Source organism: Prevotella sp. oral taxon 317 str. F0108, assembly GCF_000162415.1.
Classification (GTDB): Bacteria; Bacteroidota; Bacteroidia; order Bacteroidales; family Bacteroidaceae; genus Prevotella; species Prevotella conceptionensis.
Map to the genome: position 1 here is coordinate 20,742 of NZ_GG740076.1, position 21,270 is coordinate 42,011.

General features: G+C 47.5%; 14 protein-coding genes, 1 tRNA gene and 1 pseudogene. 10 read left to right on the plus strand and 6 right to left on the minus strand.

Going from position 1 to position 21,270, the window contains the following annotated elements; all coding sequences use genetic code 11:
• Nucleotides 1–142: pseudogene (locus HMPREF0670_RS17200) on the plus strand (IS5/IS1182 family transposase); the annotation flags it as partial.
• A 294-nt stretch (nucleotides 143–436) separates the two neighbouring features.
• Here the strand turns inward: HMPREF0670_RS17200 and HMPREF0670_RS15880 are convergent.
• Together HMPREF0670_RS15880 and HMPREF0670_RS12690 are read right to left on the minus strand one after the other, a co-directional pair.
• Nucleotides 437–655, minus strand: a complete 219-nt coding sequence (locus tag HMPREF0670_RS15880; RefSeq protein ID WP_083786875.1) for a hypothetical protein — start codon at nucleotides 653–655, stop codon at nucleotides 437–439.
• Nucleotides 648–721: transfer RNA gene (locus HMPREF0670_RS12690), tRNA-Ile, on the minus strand. The genes HMPREF0670_RS15880 and HMPREF0670_RS12690 overlap by 8 nt, the downstream gene beginning before the upstream one ends.
• A 177-nt stretch (nucleotides 722–898) precedes the next feature.
• Here HMPREF0670_RS12690 and HMPREF0670_RS12695 point away from each other — a divergent pair.
• From HMPREF0670_RS12695 to HMPREF0670_RS12715, 5 genes are all read left to right on the plus strand, one after another.
• Nucleotides 899–3,520 carry a calcium-translocating P-type ATPase, PMCA-type gene (locus HMPREF0670_RS12695; protein ID WP_009231556.1) on the plus strand — a complete coding sequence of 874 codons (2,622 nt, stop codon included), beginning with the start codon at nucleotides 899–901 and terminating at the stop codon, nucleotides 3,518–3,520.
• Between the two features lie 4 nt (nucleotides 3,521–3,524).
• A complete protein-coding gene (locus tag HMPREF0670_RS12700) occupies nucleotides 3,525–4,439 on the plus strand; it encodes a bifunctional riboflavin kinase/FAD synthetase (protein WP_009231557.1) in 915 nt (304 codons plus the stop codon).
• 109 nt (nucleotides 4,440–4,548) lie between these two features.
• Entirely contained in the window at nucleotides 4,549–5,346 is a 798-nt protein-coding gene (locus HMPREF0670_RS12705) for a CPBP family intramembrane glutamic endopeptidase (protein WP_009231558.1), read from the plus strand.
• 250 nt (nucleotides 5,347–5,596) lie between these two features.
• Nucleotides 5,597–6,856, plus strand: a complete 1,260-nt coding sequence (locus HMPREF0670_RS12710; RefSeq protein WP_009231559.1) for a serpin family protein — start codon at nucleotides 5,597–5,599, stop codon at nucleotides 6,854–6,856.
• A 972-nt stretch (nucleotides 6,857–7,828) separates the two neighbouring features.
• Nucleotides 7,829–8,125, plus strand: a complete 297-nt coding sequence (locus HMPREF0670_RS12715) for a hypothetical protein (RefSeq protein WP_019187652.1) — start codon at nucleotides 7,829–7,831, stop codon at nucleotides 8,123–8,125.
• 935 nt (nucleotides 8,126–9,060) lie between these two features.
• Here HMPREF0670_RS12715 and HMPREF0670_RS12720 read toward each other — a convergent pair.
• Nucleotides 9,061–9,474, minus strand: a complete 414-nt coding sequence (locus HMPREF0670_RS12720; RefSeq protein WP_044078336.1) for an Hsp20/alpha crystallin family protein — start codon at nucleotides 9,472–9,474, stop codon at nucleotides 9,061–9,063.
• A gap of 619 nt (nucleotides 9,475–10,093) precedes the next feature.
• Here HMPREF0670_RS12720 and HMPREF0670_RS12725 point away from each other — a divergent pair.
• From HMPREF0670_RS12725 to HMPREF0670_RS12740, 4 genes are all read left to right on the plus strand, one after another.
• Nucleotides 10,094–10,411, plus strand: coding sequence for a heavy metal-binding domain-containing protein (locus HMPREF0670_RS12725; protein ID WP_009231561.1), 318 nt, complete (start codon nucleotides 10,094–10,096; stop codon nucleotides 10,409–10,411).
• Between the two features lie 487 nt (nucleotides 10,412–10,898).
• Nucleotides 10,899–12,998, plus strand: coding sequence for an FAD-dependent oxidoreductase (locus HMPREF0670_RS12730; protein ID WP_009231563.1), 2,100 nt, complete (start codon nucleotides 10,899–10,901; stop codon nucleotides 12,996–12,998).
• 299 nt (nucleotides 12,999–13,297) lie between these two features.
• Nucleotides 13,298–14,350, plus strand: coding sequence for an endonuclease/exonuclease/phosphatase family protein (locus HMPREF0670_RS12735; protein ID WP_044078300.1), 1,053 nt, complete (start codon nucleotides 13,298–13,300; stop codon nucleotides 14,348–14,350).
• A 110-nt stretch (nucleotides 14,351–14,460) separates the two neighbouring features.
• On the plus strand, nucleotides 14,461–15,018 hold the full coding sequence (locus HMPREF0670_RS12740; RefSeq protein ID WP_009231565.1) for a four helix bundle suffix domain-containing protein: 558 nt from the start codon (nucleotides 14,461–14,463) through the stop codon (nucleotides 15,016–15,018).
• A 127-nt stretch (nucleotides 15,019–15,145) separates the two neighbouring features.
• On the opposite strand, the gene HMPREF0670_RS12745 is transcribed toward HMPREF0670_RS12740, so the two are convergent.
• From HMPREF0670_RS12745 to HMPREF0670_RS12765, 3 genes are all read right to left on the minus strand, one after another.
• Complete coding sequence (locus tag HMPREF0670_RS12745; RefSeq protein ID WP_083786877.1) at nucleotides 15,146–16,381, minus strand: TlpA disulfide reductase family protein; 1,236 nt, start codon at nucleotides 16,379–16,381, stop codon at nucleotides 15,146–15,148.
• A 1,773-nt stretch (nucleotides 16,382–18,154) separates the two neighbouring features.
• Nucleotides 18,155–18,673, minus strand: coding sequence for a HEAT repeat domain-containing protein (locus HMPREF0670_RS12760; RefSeq protein ID WP_198009311.1), 519 nt, complete (start codon nucleotides 18,671–18,673; stop codon nucleotides 18,155–18,157).
• 254 nt (nucleotides 18,674–18,927) lie between these two features.
• The gene (locus tag HMPREF0670_RS12765) at nucleotides 18,928–20,511 is read right to left on the minus strand and encodes a tetratricopeptide repeat protein (RefSeq protein ID WP_044078304.1); all 1,584 of its coding nucleotides are present in this window, start codon (nucleotides 20,509–20,511) and stop codon (nucleotides 18,928–18,930) included.
• Nucleotides 20,512–21,270: the final 759 nt, after the last annotated feature.

The following is a 21,270-nucleotide window of genomic DNA, read 5'->3' on the forward strand; positions in this document are numbered from 1 at the left end:
AAGGACTAATACGTGGATGGACTCATACAGGAGCGTGCTCAACAGGTTCGATACCACACAAACCAGTTGGGAGGGATGGAACTATATCGCATTTATACTGATTTTTCTGAAAAAGATAAGAAAGAGGGAAAAGTCTAGATGACTTCTACATATATTTTCATCCTAAGCTTAGGCTCTATACATTTTTATCTTATTCTATTCAGAAAAATATTCCTAACCAAATATTTCTAACCCGTTGGCGGAATTAATTTAGGGCATACTTAAAGGTTGTCATGTGATGATTTAAACTTATGGGATTATAGCTACTAAGTTGCTAAAAACAGCGATATGTGCTACTTTTGTCTGTATTTGTTGGTTTGATTTTATTCCGCCAAGGGGTATCAAATACAAAGTCAAATAGAAAGAGAGGGCAAATAAATTAACATTAAACTTCAATTTAAACTATTGGAAGGTTTAATGCACTTGTTATGGTTTCTAACAATTGCTCCTCGTCTAACCTTATGCCACCGCTCACAGCTAAGTAACCATAGCCCACTTTGCGGCTCATACTTGTTTCCCCTTGCTCCTCAACGAAAAAGAGGAGCTGCCTCACGGCAGTTCCTCTTCCATTTAAATGTAAATCTTCAACTTTATTTATGAGTTCTTCGTGGGCCATCTAGGGCTTGAACCTAGGACCTCCAGATTATGAGTCTGTTGCTCTAACCAACTGAGCTAAAAGCCCGAACCACCCACATAGGGGTTGTTTGCAAGTGCAAAGGTAGTAGTTTTACACCAAATATCCAAACAATTAAGAAAAAAAGAAGTAAAAAAGAGGTGGGCAACATCAAGTTCAAGCACTTTTATGTATCTTTGCATACTTGGGGAAATGTGCCCCATACACAACTATATAGACGTATCAATGAGTATAGAAACGACATCAGAGAAGTTCGACAACAACGGATTGACCGACGAACAGGTTGCGAAAAGCCGTGAGCAACACGGATATAACGTGCTAACACCCCCGAAACGAGCATCGCTTTGGGCACTTTACATAGACAAGTACCGCGACCCCATCATCCAAATCCTGCTTGTGGCCGTTGCCGTTTCGCTCGTTTTCTCGTTCATCAACGGCGAGTTTCTCGAAACCATAGGCATATTCTTGGCCATCATCCTAGCCACCACCATCGGCTTTTACTTTGAAAGAGACGCCGCAAAGAAGTTCGACGTGCTCACAACCCTTGGCGAAGAGCAGCCCGTAAAGGTGCGCCGAAACGGACAAACCACCACCGTGGCGCGCAAAGACGTGGTGCCTGGCGACCTGATGGTGATTGAAGTGGGCGACGAAATACCTGCCGACGGATTGTTGCTGCAATCGTCTGACTTGCAGATCGACGAGTCTTCGCTCACCGGCGAACCCATCATCAACAAGCATGCAACGCCCGAAGTGGCCGAAGAAGAGGCCACTTACCCCACCAATGTGGTGCTGCGCTCTACGATGGTGATGAATGGTAGCGGCCTGGCAAGGGTCACAGCCATTGGCGATAACACGGAGATTGGCAAGGTGGCATGCAAGGCCACCGAACTGACAGCCGTGAAAACGCCCCTCAATCAGCAGCTCGACCACTTGGCCAAGCTCATCAGCAAGGTGGGGTCTGCCGTGGCCGTCACCGCTTTCGCCGTGTTCCTTGCCCACGATGTGTTTACCAATCCCCTTTGGCAAGGTCAAGACTACATGCGCATGGCCGAGATTGTGTTGCGCTATTTCATGATGGCCGTAACGCTATTGGTGATGACGGTGCCCGAAGGATTGCCTATGGCCGTTACGTTGAGCCTTGCATTGAACATGCGCCGAATGCTTAAAAGCAACAACCTTGTGCGCAAATTGCACGCTTGCGAAACGATGGGGGCCGTTACCGTGATATGTACCGACAAGACGGGAACGCTTACCGAGAACAAGATGCAGGTGGCAGAACTGCGCGTTTTTGCGCCCGAAACGCCACTGGTAGATGCTATTGCGCTGAACACCACGGCCCATCTGGAAACCAAAGACAACATTACGTCGGGCATAGGAAACCCAACCGAGATTGCCCTACTGCTGTGGTTAACGTCTAACGGGCATAATTATCGTGAACTGCGTGCCGCCGGCAAGGTAGAAAACCAACTGCCTTTTTCTACCGAACGCAAGTATATGGCCACCGTTGCCAGCCTAAACGGTCAGCGGTTTCTCTTTGTAAAGGGTGCGCCCGAAACCATCATGGGCCTTTGTTCGCTAACAGACGAGGAGCGACACGACACAACCCACCTGCTGAGAAGCTACCAAAACAAGGCCATGCGCACCTTGGTCTTTGCCTATAAACCATTGCCCGGCGAGGTGGAAGTAAATTTTGCCGATGCCAATTTCATGCAGGGGCTTACCCTTCAAGGCGTGGCTGCCATTAGCGACCCAATTCGCCAGGATGTGCCCGCAGCCGTAAAAGAATGTCTTGATGCAGGTATCGAGGTGAAAATTGTTACCGGCGACACCGCTGCAACGGCCATCGAGATTGCCCGACAGATAGGAATATGGCACAAAGATACGCCCATCGAGGCGCAAATAACAGGTCCCGACTTTGCCGCGCTGAGCGACGAGTCGGCCTACGAACGGGTGAGAGTGCTGCGAGTGATGTCGCGTGCACGTCCCACCGACAAGCAACGACTGGTTAACCTGCTGCAACAACGTGGTGAGGTGGTGGCCGTTACGGGCGACGGAACCAACGATGCCCCTGCACTGAACCACGCCCACGTGGGGCTTTCGCTAGGTAGTGGCACCAATGTAGCCAAAGAGGCATCGGATATGACCCTGCTCGACGACTCCTTCCGCTCCATCGAACGCGCCGTGATGTGGGGTCGTTCGCTGTACAACAACATACGCCGTTTCCTCTTTTTCCAGCTAGTGGTAAACCTCACCGCCCTGCTTTTGGTGCTGGGCGGCGCCATTATCGGCACCCAAATGCCGTTAACCGTTACGCAGATACTTTGGGTAAACCTTATTATGGACACCTTTGCGGCTATGGCTTTGGCCTCGTTGCCACCCACGCGCGAAGTGATGAACGAGCGTCCGCGCAAGCAAACCGCGCCAATCATTTCTCCGTCAATGGCTCGCGGCATCGTTTTCTGCGGCTTGATGTTCTTCGCCATGCTCTTTGCCCTGCTGGTTTACTTCCGCAACGAAAGCGGAGGGCAGCTTGATACGCACCAGCTAACCATCTTCTTCACGGCGTTTGTGATGCTGCAATTCTGGAACTTGTTCAACGCTAAGACACTTAACTCGCACCATAGTACCTTCCGTCGCCTTTATGCCGACCGCGGATTGCTGCTCGTTCTGCTGCTCATCTTGGCCGGACAATGGCTCATTGTTACCTTCGGCGGTCGTATGTTCCGCACCGTTCCGCTGTCGTTCACAGAGTGGGCGGCTATCATCGGCGCAACGTCTGTTGTGATGTGGGTGGGCGAAGTGTGGCGCAGACTGAAACCCAAAGCTCCATCAACCAACCCCGCCTAACGCCATGCACACATACAACACCCCTCCTTGCGTGGCCACCATCGGCTTTTTCGATGGCGTGCATCTAGGCCATCGCTACCTGATAAGTCATGTTCGGCAGTTGGCTCAGGGGCAAGGCATGCCCTCGATGGTTGTTACCTTCGGCACACATCCGCGCCAAGTGGTGCAAACATCGTTTGTTCCTAAGCTGCTTTCAACGCCCGAAGAGAAACAGAAACTGCTGTGCGAAACGGGCATTGACCATACGATGGTGCTGAATTTCGACCAGAACATGGCCACGCTTACGGCGCGCGAGTTTATGCAGCGGGTGCTGAAAGAACGGCTCAACGTGGGGCAACTGGTTATCGGCTACGACAATAAGTTTGGCCATAACCGCGAAGAAGGTTTCGAAGACTATTGCCGATATGGAGAAATGTTGGGCATCCAGGTGGTAGAGGCACCGCAATTTGAACCCGATGGGGTGCACGTCAGCTCGTCGGCCATACGCACTCATCTGCTCGAAGGGCGTGTAAAGCAGGCCAATGCGCTGTTGGGCTATGCCTATTCGCTAGGTGGAAAGGTGGTGCCAGGTTTTCAAGAGGGGCGCAAAATGGGCTTTCCCACGGCCAACCTGCTGGTAGAAAACCCTCAGAAACTGCTTCCTCAAAACGGTGTTTACGCCACATGGGTGGAGGTTGAAGGCCACGAACACCCACTGATGGGCATGACCAATATCGGCAATCGCCCCACTTTCAACGGCAAGGGCGTAACCATCGAAACCAACATCCTCGACTTCTCGGCCGACATCTACGGCCAAAACATGCGCATCGCATTCGTGGACCGCATTCGTGCCGAAGTGAAATTCGACACGATAGACCAGCTGAAAGCGAAGATGAAAGAAGATGAAGAGGTGGCAAGAAGGCTCGTTCAAAACGTGTGATGGGCTTTACGTCTGCCCCTTGTCAAAAGGAAACAAGGCAAGGATGAGGCTTTTATGCCATTTAAACGGCTGGTAGACAAACATTGATAGATTAAAACAAACACAATATATGGAAAAGAACAACAGGCTTATTCTCAACGTGCTAGGCTACCTTGTGGCATTCATCGCCGTGCAGTTTGTGGTTTCGCTCGTGGCACTCTACCTCGACGACTCGATAAAACACCCACCATCTGCCAGTGCCAAAGCCCTAACGCTGAGCAGTGTAGTGAGCAGTGTCATCCTTATCGCCCTCTTTGTGTGGTGCAAGTGGGCGCCCATATCGCGCTATTACCTTCAACAAAAGCCGTGGGGTGCGTTAGTTTGGGCCATCCTTGCGGGTTTGGGCGCCATACTTCCCCTGCAATGGCTGTACGAGCAGATGAATATCACCATGAGCGAAGATGTTAAACATCTTTTCGAGAGCATCATGGGCAGCAGTTGGGGCTATCTCGCATTGGGCATTTTAGCCCCTGTGGCCGAAGAGTTGGTGTTTCGCGGAGCCATCTTGCGCAGTCTGATGGCTTACTTCAACTATCGTTTGCCTTGGATACCCATCGTTGTTTCGGCCCTGCTTTTCGGTGCCGTGCACGGCAATGTGGCCCAGTTTGCCAACGCCTTTGTCATGGGCTTGCTATTGGGGTGGATGTACTGTCGCACCCACAGCATCGTGCTTGGGGTGGCCTTGCATTGGGTTAACAACACGGTGGCTTACACTATGTACAAGCTGATGCCAGAGATGAACGACGGACAACTTATCGACTTGTTCCACGGCGACAACAAACTGATGTACATGGGCTTGTTCTGCTCGCTGCTTGTGCTGCTGCCGTCGCTGTTTCAGCTTAACAAACGGATGACTGCGGGTGGGTAAACGCCATCGGACAGGCCTAAAAAACGAAGGGCATACGCCGCTTGTCGTGTCGCTTAAACAATGCCCCACCGCATGTTTAGGCACCGCCCCAAGCCGCCAATGGCCCTTTACAAACCTCTGCTTTCGCCAAGTGCAGCTCTCAACTATGCGCTTGGCGAAAGCAGAAAAAGCTTCTCCCCAAAGCGGTCAACCTTAAAAGTCCGCACCGCCTTTAATCCTAAATAGCTAACAACTTAAATGCCATATCATCATGAAAACAACCTTATTCACATGCCTACTGGCACTATGCGTGGCCTGTGCAGCACCTCGTCGCGAGCGTTTGAAAGACGTTGCGGAGAAAGCGGAAGTGAGTTTCTTTCTAGATGAGAGCCAAAGAAAACTGGTAGATGGCAGCAATGAATTTGGTATTCGTCTCTTCCAGGTCATGGCGCAGGCCCACCCCGATAGTAGTATGGTTATTTCGCCTATGGGCGTTGTTTATAGTTTGAACATGCTAAACAACGGAACCGATGGCGAAACACTAGCAGAAATTTGTAAGGCCTTGGGCTATGGGGAAGGCGATTTGCAGCGCGTGAATGAGCTTTGCCGAACCTTTCTTGTGGCACAGCGCAAAAAATATCGTATAAAGGGGCAACAAACCGACGACTATATGCATACAGCCAACCTACTTGCTACCATTGGAGAAGATGTTGTTAAGGGGTCGTTCAAAGAAGTCTTGGCAAGCAATTATTTCGCCGATGCCATCTCGGCGACTTCTGTAAATCAACTTCAACAGCAGGCTGACCAATGGATAAGCGAACAAACAGAAGGAAAGGTAAAGCAATTGCCCTTGAAACTATCGGCCAATGCGCAGGCCTGCCTTGCCAACACGATTGTCTTTCAGGGCGGATGGGCACAATGTTTCGATGAAGAATCTACACGTAAAGCCCCCTTTTATTGCGAAGATGGGAGCATAGATAGTGTGTGGATGATGTCAAGGCATCTTAATGACGATACGTTTAAAGGAAGGTACGACGAGCATTTCATAGCCTTACGCATGCCTTACAGAGGACAATTCAACATAACGATGTTGCTCCCCGTTGAGGGACAACCCTTAATAAACTTGGTTAAGCAGCTAGATGCACGCATGTTACAGGAGATAAACAATAGTCTGGTGACGTTCGACGAAGTTCATGTACGTATTCCACGCATGCGCTTAAACACTTCTGTTGCCCTTAAACCCTTACTTGCGAAGGTTGGTATCAAACAAACGTTCTCTCAAACAGCCCACTTGAGCAAAATGAGTTCTGGGGCTTTGTGGGTTAACGACATTGTACAACAAACCCAATTTAGCCTAGACGAGCAGGGGTCGACGGCCATATCGTCTACTGCCACTGAGTTAGGGGCGCTAAGTGATATATTACAACCGCGCGAACTTCACTTCACCGCCAATCGCCCTTTCCTTTATTATATCTCCGATGGCTTTGGCAATGTCTGTTTCATCGGGCAATATTGTGGTGGCAAACGTTGAGATAAATGGTGGCTTGAGGAGGGGTTAGGCCGCATGAGGAGCTTGTTTTTGTGGGCTTGGGATAGGAATTGCGCCTTTCTTGCTAGTGATATGGTGAGTCAACACCATTCCAATAGGCAAGTTGTGTTGGGGCAATAGGCCTACTAGTCCACTTGTTAGCATGCCAACCCGTCAACTTGTTAGCCTGAAAGCCTCGTCAGCCTGTGCCTTCTCGACCTATCTTCTTGTCTACTTGTCAGTTTGTTAGCATGTCTGTTCCTTCTCCTGTTATAGTCAGACAAAGCTTGCTTTGACATGCGCTTTCCAACCTTGTCGGCAAGGTAACCTGCTGATAGTTATTTCTACGGAGCAACATTCCGCATCCCAATTAACGCAAGGGTGTAGGTGGCGAAAGGCGAACGAACTTTCAATGTGATTGTGTTGCTGCCATTTTTATCAAGACTTCAACTAAATTATCTAAATTCAACTCTGTTTCACTACAAACCTACGAGAGTGTTCAGAGAGATAAAATGGCACGCTCAAAAGGTCGACAATTTCTTGTTTGTATTATTTTAAATGCGTATATTTGCAGAACCTAACAATTTAAAACTTTCTTATATGGAAAAGTATATTCTCAAAGTAAAAACCTAAAAACAGGCTTAATTCTTTTTGTTCTTACTCAAAACGGTATGCCGCAAAAAGTGACTTCGTTTTTAGATGTAGAACGACACAGTGCAACACGAGCGGCGCTTGGCGTTCTGTTTTGCATGCTACGCATCTGAAAGGGGCTTGTTGGATAGTGTGAACAATTGCCAATAGACTGCGGACTTTAATGAGTGCTGGAGACATCGCGTGTTCTATCCATGCGTGCAAGAGTGCTGCCTGGCTTGCCACGTTACGCCAAATGAAAATCAGTGTTGTGTGCCCAGTCCTGACAAGAAAGGAAGAAATTAGGCTGACCTCTCTAAAATAAGAAACCTCAAAAGACCGAAAATGATGAGTAACAGTTTTGACAGTACGCTTAAATATTTTGATCTCGAGCCAGAAGAGATGTTTCTCTGTGCGCTATGTGTAAACATATCTAGTTGCCAGTATGGCTTTTATTGCATGCTTTTCACCAAGATTGGCATGCTGATGTATTTGTTGTGGTTCGTAGTTAAACGCGCTATTGCCCCACAAAGGAGGGAAGTTGTGAAGAAATGGTATAAGAAAACAGCAGCGCTGATGATGGGTGTTGGAGGACTGATAATGCTCCTTAGATACATAAACGAGATTGTAGTGAGCATATAATCAACCAAGTTGTTGAGTGGTTTTAAGGCTTTACAGTCTAAACACACAAGAATTTGATAACTAATTGCGCCCTTGTGAGCAAGGTGTAAATGCCGAAGGGCGTTTCTTGGACATGTTCTGATAGCGTTGTTGACACCGGAACTTGTTCTTGCATGTCTGTTCTTGCAGGTTGGTGACCATCCCAAACGGGCTGTTTGTTATGAGACCACCACCAACTCAACGCTCCCCAATAAACATTGTCCCGTATGTTGCTCACGCAATATACGGGACGTTTCTTGTAGTGAAAAAGATTTTTATGAATGGGCAATTAACCATTTTTGCAGCCATTCCTCAGCTTGCCTTAGGATAGAAGAAGTGAGAAAATGGTGCGCGGTGTAACGCCAAATATGAAGTTTATAATTCTATTTACAAAAATACACATTATAACTGAAAGTACCAAATTTTAGTTGGACTTTTTTAAATTAGCTGAAAACTTCTTTACAAATTGGGCTTATTTCTCTACCAAAATGCGTTCCTTGCCGTTATGTCGGCTTGTCTGTATGGCGAATTTGCTGGTCTGTTCTACGTGTTTTGCATAGAAAAAGGTCCAACGGCATCGCTGTCGTCGGACCTGTGGAAAACTAAATCTACCAAATAAAAACTAAATATCAATCAAACTAAAATTATGAGTGTTCTGTTTTTTGTCGACAGGTTAACGAGTTCGCAGGTTAACATGTCGAAACGTAAACGAGTTCGCCAAGAGGATGCTTGTTAACAAGTGTACGTACCCGCAAGTTAAGTGGCGTAATAATTTTGCTCCTTAACGTGTTGACGGGTTTTGCGAGTTAACAAAGCTTTGAGTTAACGAGGGCATGGGTTTGCAGTTTAACAAAGCGCCATGCCCTTTTACTTGTTAACCATTGGCTAGCGAAAACGCTTGATGCCGAGGCGCAGCCTTAGTCGATTTGTATCGAACGGAACTGCTTTTGCTCTTCTTTCTGCACCTTGGGTAGGTCAACCGTCAGCACGCCATCGTTCACACGGGCAGCGATAGCCTCGCGGTTTACGTCTTCTGGCAAGAGCAGGGTCTGCTCATACTTCGAGTAGCTGAACTCGCGGCGCAAGTAATGTGTCTTTTCGTTCTGGTCGGTCGACTCGCTTTTTTGCTCCATCTTGATGGAGAGGTTGCCGTCCTCGTTCACGTTTACGCTGAAATCGTCCTTCTTCAATCCAGGAGCGGCAAGCTCAACGGTATATTGTTTGTCGTTCTCCAATACGTTGATGGCAGGAGCCGTGGCGTTAGCGCGTGGCATAAGGTTGCTGTTCAAAAAGTCGTCGAACACTTCGGGCAACCAAGAATTCCTTTTCATTACTGGTAACATAATCATATCTCCTATATTTATAAGTTGTTTTTTGTTTATTGTTCATTTCTTTGCCTCGGCTTTCGCCTTGGCTTTCACCTAATTATATACAAGTTCTGTACCAATGCAAGCGGTGTGACAAAACGGCATACGCGTATGACAAACTGGCAAAACTGTGGGATTGAAACTTCTTACGAGGGCTAGGAGGCGATGGAACAAAACCCACAGCTTTTGAAGTGGATGGCAGAAATCCTTGTTGGTTGCACACCCTGCCAACGTCTAAGCCTGTTAGCTCGGTGGCTTGTAAGCCCGTCAACCCGTCCTCACGTCTACTTGTCCATTCGTCCACTTGTTCGCTTGTCCGCCTGTCCACTTGTTCACTCGTCCACTTTTTCACTCGTTAACTTGTACGCTAGTCAACCTGTTCACTCGTCCACCTGTCCACTATTTCACGCACTTACTTACCCTTAACTCGAAAAATATCCTTATCTTTGTACACGATAACTAAAAACAAGACTTTGCCTATCACCTCTGTCGTGAGGTAACAAGCAGGCAAACCGAAAGCATGAAATCGCGCCCAAGCATGCTTGTGAGTGTCGCAATGAACACATTATTATATATAAGACGTATGTTAATAAGCACAACCCCCACTATCGAAGGTCGCCCCATACAAGCGTATAAGGGCGTAGTGACTGGCGAAACCATTATCGGCGCCAACCTTTTTAAAGACTTCATGGCTGGTATCCGCGACATTATCGGCGGACGCAGCGGCTCGTACGAGAGAGTTTTGCGTGAAGCGAAAGACACTTCGCTAGCCGAAATGCAACGGCGCGCCGAAGAAATGGGTGCCAACGCGATTGTAGGTGTAGACATCGATTATGAAACCATTGGTCAGAACGGCTCCATGCTCATGGTGGCTGTTAGCGGAACGGCCGTGGTTATCTAGGTTATGAGTTTATGGTTTTTTAAGCTTATAAGTTCATGAGTTCATGAGATGGCGAGTTGAAAAGTTGGTAAGATTATTGGCCCGTTGGCTCATTAGTTGTGAGCCTTTCGTGTTGGTGAATTCATGATTTTTTGAGATTATAACTTCGTGAATCTATGGGCTGATGAGGTTATGAGCTGATGAGCTGATGGTCTTTTGAACTGATGGGTTCGCGAGTTGATAGGGTTTAAGGCTGGCGAGAGAAGTAGTTTGCCTGTTTGCTTTCCAGCTAACAAACTAATAAATTAGACTTTTCACCACTTGAAAAACTAATGGTTTCATGAACTTACCACCTTAAAAGGCTCATCAACTTACCAACTCACGAACTCAAAACCTCACCAACTTACCACCTCATAACCTCATAACCGCACCACCCCATGAACTCAAAACCCCATCAACTTACCACCTCATAAACTCACAAGCTCTCCACATCATAAACTCTTCAAGCATGAGAACGACACCATTTCTTGCCCTTGCACTGCTCATCGCAGCGTGGTTGGCTAAGCCCCTTACAGCCGCTAACATTTGGATTGAGGCCGAAAGCTTCCAAGAAAAGGGCGGATGGCTGGTAGATCAACAAATGATTGAGGGGATGGGGTCGCCTTACCTCATCGCCCACGGACTGGGAACGCCCGTTAAAGATGCGCTTACGAAGGTGCGAATAGATACCGCGGCAACCTACAACGTGTATGTTCGAACCTACAATTGGACCGCGCCGTGGCACTCCGCAGCGGGTCCTGGCGGGTTTAAAGTGGCCATCAACGGCAAACGCCTGCCTGTAATCGTTGGTCAAACTGGCAACCGCTGGCAATGGCAAAAGGCGGGAACGATGAACCTTAAACAAGGAACGGCAACGCTGGCACTATGCGATCTTATGGGCTTTGATGGTCGGTGCGATGCCATTTGCCTTAACACATCGCCCGTTCCGCCGCCCGAAGGCTACGAAACACTAAAAAGATACCGCGACAAGATGTTGCGAAGAGGCCAACACGTGCGTTCGGCAGGGGTGTTCGATCTAGTTGTTGTGGGTGGTGGAGTGGCCGGAATGAGTGCTGCCGTGGCCGCCGCAAGACTGGGCTTGAAGGTGGCTTTGGTACAAAATCGTCCCGTGTTGGGCGGCAATAACAGCTCGGAAGTGCGCGTATATCTTGGTGGGCGCATCAACACAGGCAAGTATCCGCGGTTGGGCGACCTGCAAAAAGAGTTCGGCCCCACGCAAGAAGGAAACGCCATGCCTGCCGAGAACTATGCCGACGACCGCAAATTGAAGTTCGTAAAGGGCGAATCCAACGTCTCGCTTTTCCTCAATCATCACGTCTGCGGTGTCCAAATGCAGGGTCAACACATACCCATGACCAAGCTTTTGCCTGCTTTACAACCATCGGCAATACCGCATGGAGCTATCCCCAAAGCATCTTCCGCCTCTGATTCAGACCTAAATGTAACTGCAAGTAGTGCAAAAAATGGGGTAGAGAGCCAGTTGTTGGCAGCAAACGGAACAGGAAAATCCAAAGGCAACGTTCTCATTAACCGCGACAACGCCATTGCTGCTGTCATTGCGATGAACGTACTTACGGGCGAAGAACTACGTTTTGAGGCACCGCTCTTTGCCGACTGCACGGGCGATGCCACGCTGGGCGTGCTGGCTGGGGCGATGTATTCCATCGGTCGCGAGCCGCAATCGGCCTTTGGAGAAGAGCTTGCACCGCAGCAAGCAGACGATATGACTATGGGGGTTTCTATGCAATGGTATGCTAAGAAGAAAGACAAACCAACATCGTTTCCCCTCTTTGAATACGGCATTAGCTTTAACGAGCAGACGGCCGAAAAACGTTTGAGGGGCGAATGGACATGGGAAACGGGACTGAACAGTCGCATTGTAGATAATTTGGAACGTGTACGCGACTATGGTATGTTGGTGGTTTACGCTAATTGGAGCTTTATTAAGAACCGTAGTAAAGACCGCCGACGCTACGAACGCCAACAACTGGATTGGCTGGCATACGTGGCAGGCAAGCGCGAGTCGCGCCGATTGTTGGGTGATTACGTGCTTAGCGAACAAGACATCGTGAAGAACATGCCCCACGAAGATGCTACCTTCACCACCACTTGGAGCATTGACCTGCACTATCCCGACACGCTGAACGCCCGAAACTTCGCCACTGGTCCTTTCAAAGCCATATCGCGGCAGCGCGTTATCTATCCTTACGCCGTACCTTACCGCTGTCTTTACTCGCGTAATATTAGCAACTTGTTCATGGCCGGGCGCAACATCAGTGTTACGCACGTGGCTCTTGGTTCGGTGCGCGTTATGCGAACAACGGGCATGATGGGCGAAGTTGTAGGAATGGCCGCGGCAGTTTGTCATGCTAATAAGGCTTATCCACGGCAGGTTTACACCCATTTCTTGCCCCAGTTGCAAGCGTTAATGGAGCGCGGAGTGGGGGATGCCAACTTGCCCAACAACCAAAACTATAACGAAGGATGGGTGCTTGAACAGCCACCGCGACTTGAAAGCAGACATGTAGACCAAGAACAAGATGAATAAAGGCTCACCGCCTCAACCCCTCTCCACAGGGAAAGAAGTGTGGTGTCTGGCGAGTTTGATGCTAAACAACCAGCTAAAAAGCAGAAGGATGAACGGGCGAGAAAGTGAAAATATGGCTAATGCCAGTGAACTTATAAAAGTCAGTTGACAAGTTGATGAGTTGACAAGTTAACGAGTTAACAAGACTTGTGGCGCAGCCATCTTTTCACCTTTTCACCTTTTCACCTTTTCACCCTTTCACCTTTTCACCCTTTCACCTTTAAGTTATAATAGCAACTCAACATTAATTACATAATGCAATGAAAAAACTAGTTATTATCATGCTGTTGGCCGCCTTTGTCTGCACGGCAACAGCACAAAAAAATGCGCAAGGCGTAGCAAAGCGGGCAGTTCAGTTCACTGTTCTGCAATGGAACATTTGGCAAGAAGGAACGCTAATACCTGGCGGTTTCGAGGCCATTGTCGGCGAATTGCAAAACTTGCAGCCCGACTTCGTTACGCTTAGCGAGGTGCGCAACTACAACGACGTTGACTTTACCCATCGTCTTTGTCAGGCTTTGAAAGAAAAAGGGCTAACCTATTATTCTTTCCGTAGTAAGGATTCGGGGTTGCTTAGCAAGCACCCCATTATCGATTGGCGGCCCATCTTCCCCGAAAACCGCGACCACGGCAGTATATATAAGCTGGTGGCAAAGGTCCAAGGCGTTGAGGTGGCCGTGTACGCAGGGCACCTTGACTATTTGGATTGCGCCTATTACAACGTTCGTGGCTATGACGGCAATACGTTTAAAGAAACAACTAAGCCCGAAAGCATCGACGAGGTGTTGCGCCTGAACGACTTGTCGTGGCGCGACAACGCGGTACAGATTTTCCTTAACGAGGCTGGCCACGACATTGTAGCTGGGCGTTGCGTGGTATTTGGTGGCGATTTCAACGAGCCTTCACACCTTGATTGGATACATGCCACGGCCAATCTATACGATCACAACGGGATGGCCATACCTTGGACCGTGTCGACGATGCTACAACGCGCGGGTTTTAAGGATAGTTACCGCGTGTTATACCCCAATCCCGTAACGCATCCGGGCTTTACCTACCCGTGTTTTAACATCGCGGCAGAGATGTCGAAACTTACTTGGGCACCAAAGGCCGACGAACGCGAACGCATAGACCTTATATATTATAAAGGGCGTGGTATGGAAGTGGACAAAGCCCAGATATTTGGGCCAAACGTCTGTGTCTGCCGTTCGCAACCCGCCCAAGATAAATGGGACGACCCCATTTTATTGCCCAAAGGCGGCACATGGCCCACAGATCACCGCGGTTTGTTGGTTAAGTTTATCGTGAAATAAGCTGCCCATTGGCGCTTAATGGTTAGCGGTAGGGCGTATTCTTGCTTGTGCTTTGGCTCCCAAAGCGCAAGCAAGGCCTGCCGTAGCCTAATTATATCTATTCTACTGCCATGATACAACCGTTTTTGCAGCAAAAAGGAGGTTATCGTAAGCTTCGAGTTTATCAAGTGGCAACGATAATATATGATGTCACTTACTATTTTGTGTCGCATTTTCTCAGTTCGCGCGACCGCACAACTGACCAAATGGTTCAGGCTGCGCGGTCGGGCAAGCAGAATATTGCCGAAGGAAGTGAGGCGGCAACTACTTCGGCAGAAACAGAAATAAAGCTAACTAATGTGGCAAAGGCTAGCTTAGAGGAACTGCTTGTTGATTATGAAGACTACCTTCGCGTGCGGGGAAAGGTGCAATGGACACCTGAACATCCGCGATTTGAACGGATGAGGCACTATGCAAGCAGTGACCGCATCGGGTATGAGTACACTAAACTTCTGCCAAAGTTGACCGATGAGGAGTTGGCTAATCTCTGTATAACACTTATCAACCAAGCAACCTATATGCTCCGACATTTGATTGACAAGCAACAAAAGCAGTTTTTACAGAATGGTGGAGTAAGGGAACAAATGACAAAAGCTAGGTTGAAGTGGAGGAAAGAGAATGGGGGATGAAGGGGGATGATGGGGAATGTCGGACCAGTCGGACTTGTCTGACTAGTCCGACCTGTCCGACCAGTCCGACTTGTCTGATTTGTCTGACCAGTCCGACCAGTCTGGCTAGTCCGACAAAACCATCCCCTTATTTCCCTACTTCTGCATTCTCATCTCGCAGGTAGTACAAGTCGCCAGCCAGAATTTGTTTTACCCTTGCAAACAGCTCAATACCCATCAGCGTGAACGAAATAGCCTTGCCATCGGGCGAAATAAGGATGCACTTAGGTATGTCGCGGATGCCGAACAGCTTGGCAGCAGGCGACACCTCGTTTTGCGAGTCGTAGGCTTGCAACCATCCGTCGCGGTTAATGCCCAAGGATTTAACAGAACGTTTCCAAGTCTCCTTGTCCTTGTCGATAGAAAGGTTCACCATAACAAACTTATCGGCGGCGTTGCGCGTTTCGTCGTATATGCGTTTAATGTTTTGCATCTCGTCAAGGCAGCCCGGAGCCCACGATGCCCAGAACGTTAGCAGCACATGCTTGCCGCGCAAGTCGTAGAGTTGTATCGCATGCCCATCTTCTAGCGGCAGGCGTATGTCGGGCACTTCTTTTCCTTGGCCCAAGTTCAGCGCCTTAATGTTATTGCTTAGCGAACGCGTATAGGGATGCTTGCCCAGCTTGGGCGAAAAGGCTTGCATCAATTGGTCTACACTTTCCTTATTAAGTATCGGCAACAAGTCGCGTTGTACAAGTAGCGGCGCCAGTGGCAGGTCCTTATGTTCCAGCACAAATTGCTTGCGGTTGGCGGTCCATTGCTTTTCAACTGCTGCCCGCAAGGCCTGTCGTGCATCTCTGCCCGCATTAGTTGCCATAAAGTCGTTTCCCTTGCTGCGTTGCAGAGCTGCCACCGAGTCGTTATAATCGCGGTCGCGCTGATTCGCAAGAGCGAAATATGCTTGGTACAGCGTGTTGGTTGTTGGTCCCGACACCTTGGCATTGGCCCCCTGACTGGCTGTTGGCACCACGATGTTCACTTCGCCCGGTTCTACCCAAAAGGGTATGCCTTCCTTTCCAAGCCCCGTTATGTAATAGAGCATGGACGGATGTGTGGGCGTTATGTCGCGGTTAAAGCGGAAGCGGCCTTTATTGGTGACGGTCGAGGCCACTTGCACCAGGTTGCCGTCGCCATAGTCTACGCATAGCGACACATTCTTTACTTTTGCTTTGGCACCTGCTGCCACCAACGACGTTATCTGTCCGCGTATGATGCAGGTTTCCTTCTCTGGTATGAGTGTGGGTGTGGGCAGCTGTGCCGCTACTTTTGTGCTTGCGCCTATTATGGCTATAAGCAATAGACTTAAAGCGTATCTGATGTTCATGGTATTTAATTTTTTTATGGTTATATCTTTTGTCTCACTGTTGCTTTCGTTGTCCTTGTAGTATTTGCTTAGGTGTGTTTAGCAATGCAGTGGTAGTGCTTTCTGTTGCTGCGAATTTATGAGAGGCTTAAAATCGTCCCATTTCATCGCCCTTTCTGACGACAACCTAACCCTTGTTGAGGATAGGGCAAGGCACACGTGTGTAACCTTTGGCGGCAGATGCGGCCAATGTTGCGCATGTTGTTATGGGCTTGAGCTTTTTCATGGTTTTGTTTTGTACGTTTTTTATTCTTTTTATCCTTTTCTTGCACATGTATAATATATAATTTTGTGCCGTTCAGGTATAACGGTTGGTAAGTGTGCAAGTGGTTTTTGTTGGCCGTGCGCTGTTGCTTGTAGGCTTTCGGCATCGGCTTGTGTTGTGCCTTCGCTTGGCACTTTGTAGATGTAGTATGGAGCCTTTCCTACCTATGGCCTGCCGTCTGCCTTATGTTTTTGCTTGCGCAAAGGCCTCGGAAGGTTTTGAGGGTACGACCCTGTCAACTGTTTTGCCGCTGTAAAGTTACAAAAATAATTCTTAATGTAATATAAATTGAAGGTTAAAAAAGATTAATTAAGGCGTTTTTGTTGCATTGTTGGTTGATTACGTGTTTATTATAGTCGTTATTTCGGGGCTGTTGATGCTGGCAGTAGTAAGCGCATGCTTTTTCTGTGCTGTTGACCGTGCGTGTGTGCATAAAGTTGTTTTGTCTTATTTTCAGCATGATTTTTAACATAATAAGTGCCCTTTTTATCGACCAATCGTTCACCTTGCCCCAAAAAAACGATTCTCGCGAAAGTTGTTTTTGATGAAGAAAGGGGCTAATCCGTGAATGCGGTAAAATGAATATTTATTTCAAAGGCCTGCCATTTGAGCCGTTTTTTTGCTATTTGGTGCAAAGTGCGGTGCATTTTGGTGCAAAACGCAGTGCAATATGGTGCAAAACGCAGTGCGTTTTGATGCAAAATACAAGGTGAAATGGTGCAAAACGCAAGGTGAAATGGTGCTAAATGCGGTGTGAAACGGCACTAAATGCAAGGCGAAAAGCATAAATATCCACAGCAATGGTATAAATAAAACCTTTTAGACCCATGAAAAACATGACTGAAAGGGGCAAAATTGCCGTTGAAAAGTGGAATTTTAGGGGCTAAAGGGGCGTAATCGGACTTGAAAAATCGTGGGTTGCCACCCAAACTAGAAAGGCTAAATGGTGCAAAATGCAGGTTTTGTTCTTAAAAATGGACAGGGTAAGAGGGGTGAAAGACTCGAAATGGTATCAATTTAACTACTTTAGAGCCTGTTTTTTCGCTAGAACAGCGTGGAAATTAGAACGAGATTGTAAAATAAAAATAAGAATTTAAGATTCTAAGTTGATAAGTTTGTGAGTTGATGAGTTTTTGAGTTGATGTGTTTTTGAGTTGATGAGTTTTTGAGTTGATGAGTTGATGAGTTTTTGAGTTGATGAGTTTGTGAGTTGATGAGTTGATGAGTTGATGGGTTGTTGAGTTCGTGAGTTGATGAGTTGATGAGTTGTTGAGTTGATTAGTTTTGATTTTTTGAGCTTTTGAGTTGATGAGTTGATTTCTTCGGGAGTAGTTTGGCTTTCGTGAGTTTACAAGCCAAGGAATTTATAAGCTAAGGAGTTGATAAGTGCTGCACTTCGTATATGGGAGGCGTGCTTATCTTGTATTGGCATCACAAAGACGACAAATTTCTTTCAGTTTATAGGAATATTAAAAGCCGAGACGGTTTCTATTCCTTAGTTTTAAAATCCTCATTGCCTCTGTGGCTATTTTGTCGCTCTTATCATCTGCCATTCTTCTTAATAAATCCATTGGGATTTTCTTGTTTCTTACAACAGCCATTCGAATTGAGAAATCAGGGTCTTTCATCAAAGTCTCAAATATATATCTGTCATTTTTGTTTTTCATAGCAACCGTAAACCGAACATCCGCGTTGCTGTCTGTGCAAAGAAGTCTTAGCACGTCAATGGGTATGTGCTTGTTATGAACGAGCCACGCTTTCCTCTCGGGATAGTTATGAATTATCTCAGAGATTACTTCGGAAGATAATTGTTCCATTTTGGTTCTATTATTATCTTCTAAGTTGTTGCTGTCTGCTAACTTTATATATTCTTTTATGTTGTCGATCATATAACAATCCTCCGCTTTTTCTTTTTCTCCTTTGAAGTTATTTTGGTTTTCTCTCCCTTCGGCAAAATTACTTGTAAATGCGACATAGCCCCATTTCACCCAGCTAGTTTGTGTGGTGTTGGACCTATTTCAAACACTTCTATATGGATCCATTCATGTATTTGTTCAGCACCAAAGCCTGCATCTGCGCAGAGAAAGATACCCGATGTGGAAAAGGCTGAGCCCTTAAATACAGAAAATAACTGCTGAAAAGGACAAGGCTACTGCATATATGTTTTTTCGTTCTTCTGTAAAAAGCGCAAATTCTCCTCTTAAAGGCCTGTGCCTGTTTGTAAAACCAACGTGCGCTTGGGTTATGATTTCTTTTTTGTTTTGATGCGGCTCTTGATAGAGCGCACGCTACCTGGACTAATTCCCAGGATGTCGCCCGCATCGGTTTCGCTTTTTCCCAACTTACCCGTTACGATGAGGAAGAGGTATTGACGGGTAGAAAGGTTGTTGTAAGTGTTGTCTAACGAAAGCATGAATGTTGGGTCGGCAAACTTAAAATACTCGATGAAATCGGCGAAATCGTTCGTGCTCCAATGTACGGTGGAATGGTTTTGCAGTATGCTTTCGTACAGCAGCTTGCCGTTGCTCAGCACTTTCAGTTCTTTATCTTTAAGGTTGTTCACCCTTTGTCTGAGCGAGTTCAGTTCTTTATTGGCCTCGGTTTGCGACACTTTAAATTGGTCGATGCGGTCGCTGTATTCGCTAATGAGCAGTCGTTTCTCCAAGATACTGCGCTTGGCTCTGGCCACCTTATACTTATGGTACAGCACCAAGGTGATGACCGACAGCACCAGCACCAAGGCCAAGCAAGTGATATAAATGCGATACGAGCGTATTTCGCGCTCGCTGGCCTCGATGTCGAATCTGTTTTGTATTTCGTAGACGTTGTTGGCCTGCCATTCCTTTTGTTGTTTCTCTTTGAAAATGAGCAGCGAGTCGGCCGTGTTGGCAGCTCCCACGTAGTCGCCCATTTTCTGTTTCAGCTTGAAAAGGTTGTAAAGGGCTTTCTCGCGTGTGTACACGTCGTCGCTTGCCAGGGCTTTTTGCAGCAAGTCGAATGCCTTTTGATATTGTCCTTGCCGGATATATAGGTCGGTAAGAATGGTGTAAGTGTAGCTGTCGGGTCGCTCTTTTAGTGCGCGAAGTATGAATTTGGCCGATTTCACCGTGTCTCCCTTCTGGCTGTACACGTCGCTGATGTTGGCCAGCAGCACGGTTTGGCTTTCGGTGTCGAGGTGTTTGTACAGCTTAAGCGCTTTAAGCAGGTAGTTCAGGTTGCTGTCGGGCATGTCCAGTCCGCTATACGCATTGGCGATATAGGAGAGGCTGTACGCCATCCATAGGTCGTTGTTGGCTCGTGTAGCCATGCCGCGCGCCTTTTCGGCATAATTCAGTGCCGTGTTGTAGTTTTTGGTGCAGAGGTTGATGTAGCTTAGGGTAGAGAAGATTTTGTGCATCAAGGCCAATCCGCCATGCCCTTTGGCGGTGTTTTCGGCTCTTTTCAGCAGTTTTATGGCGGCAGTAACGTTGTTGCGGTTGAAGAAAAGGATGCAGGCCTTGTAGTAGTATGCGCGCGCCAGCTGTTCTTTGGGTCCGTGTTGTTCGTAATAAAACACGGAGATGTCTATCGAGTCGTTGTCGATTGAAATCATGTTTCGGTAGGTAGCTTCGGTTTTAAGCAGCGTAAAATAGGCCATTTCATCGCTGTTTTCCATCTCGTGTATGGGTATGGCCTGCACAAGCGTGTAGGCCTTCTCCACGTTGTCTTGGCTTAACAACGAGTCTATCTGCTCCAATCTTGAAAGTGTGCGGTTATGGCAGGCGCACGTCAGCAAGGTTAGGGCAAGCAGCGCGAAAATGGAGTGTTGTTTCTGGGCGCACATCATTGTTTGTGATTTCGTTGATAGCAGTCCGCTTTCATGGCGCATGCAAGGTTGTTTGACAGTTCTGTTAAATCTCCGTTGTAGCTTGTCGGTCTGAGCTGAATGGGAAATCTTTGTCCATCAGAGGGAGGGTTTCGCTTGTGCGGCATGTATGGCGGCTCATTGGCAAAATTATGAAAAATAGTTCGTATTGCAGCATTTTTTCTTCCTAAATGCAGATAATTGGCCGTATTTTGTTGCTTAGGTGCTGCGTTGCACGTTTTTTAGCGGCATAAAACAATGGTAGTAGGGTGTAGCAGATGGGTGTGATAGATGTGCTGCAAAGACCGGTAACGCCTGCACACACAGGCTGGGGCGATGAGGCTGTGGGGGAGAAGGGTGGCTAGGGGATGGGCCGCTTTGCCAACTTGGCGTTGCAAAAGCCCATTGTGTTGCTACTTATTTCGGCGGCATGTTGTGATGAGGCGCGTGCGGATTTATATTCTTAAAACCGCATGTTTGTTGTTGTCGGGCACTGGCATATTGGCCAATTCGTTTCTGAAATTTGGAATATCATCAGACTTTTCCGTTGCAAATTAAGCCATTTTCAGCTTGTTGTAAACCCTCGAAACCCCTTTGTTCATCGGGATGTTGCAGTGCAACACTTAGTGACATCATCGAATTTTCCATTTTGTTGGTATAAATAAAAGGTGTATATTTGCGAAAAATTGTTTTGCGCCACTTTTCAGATAGCTGCAACCAATCCAGCGTTACCTATCGGCC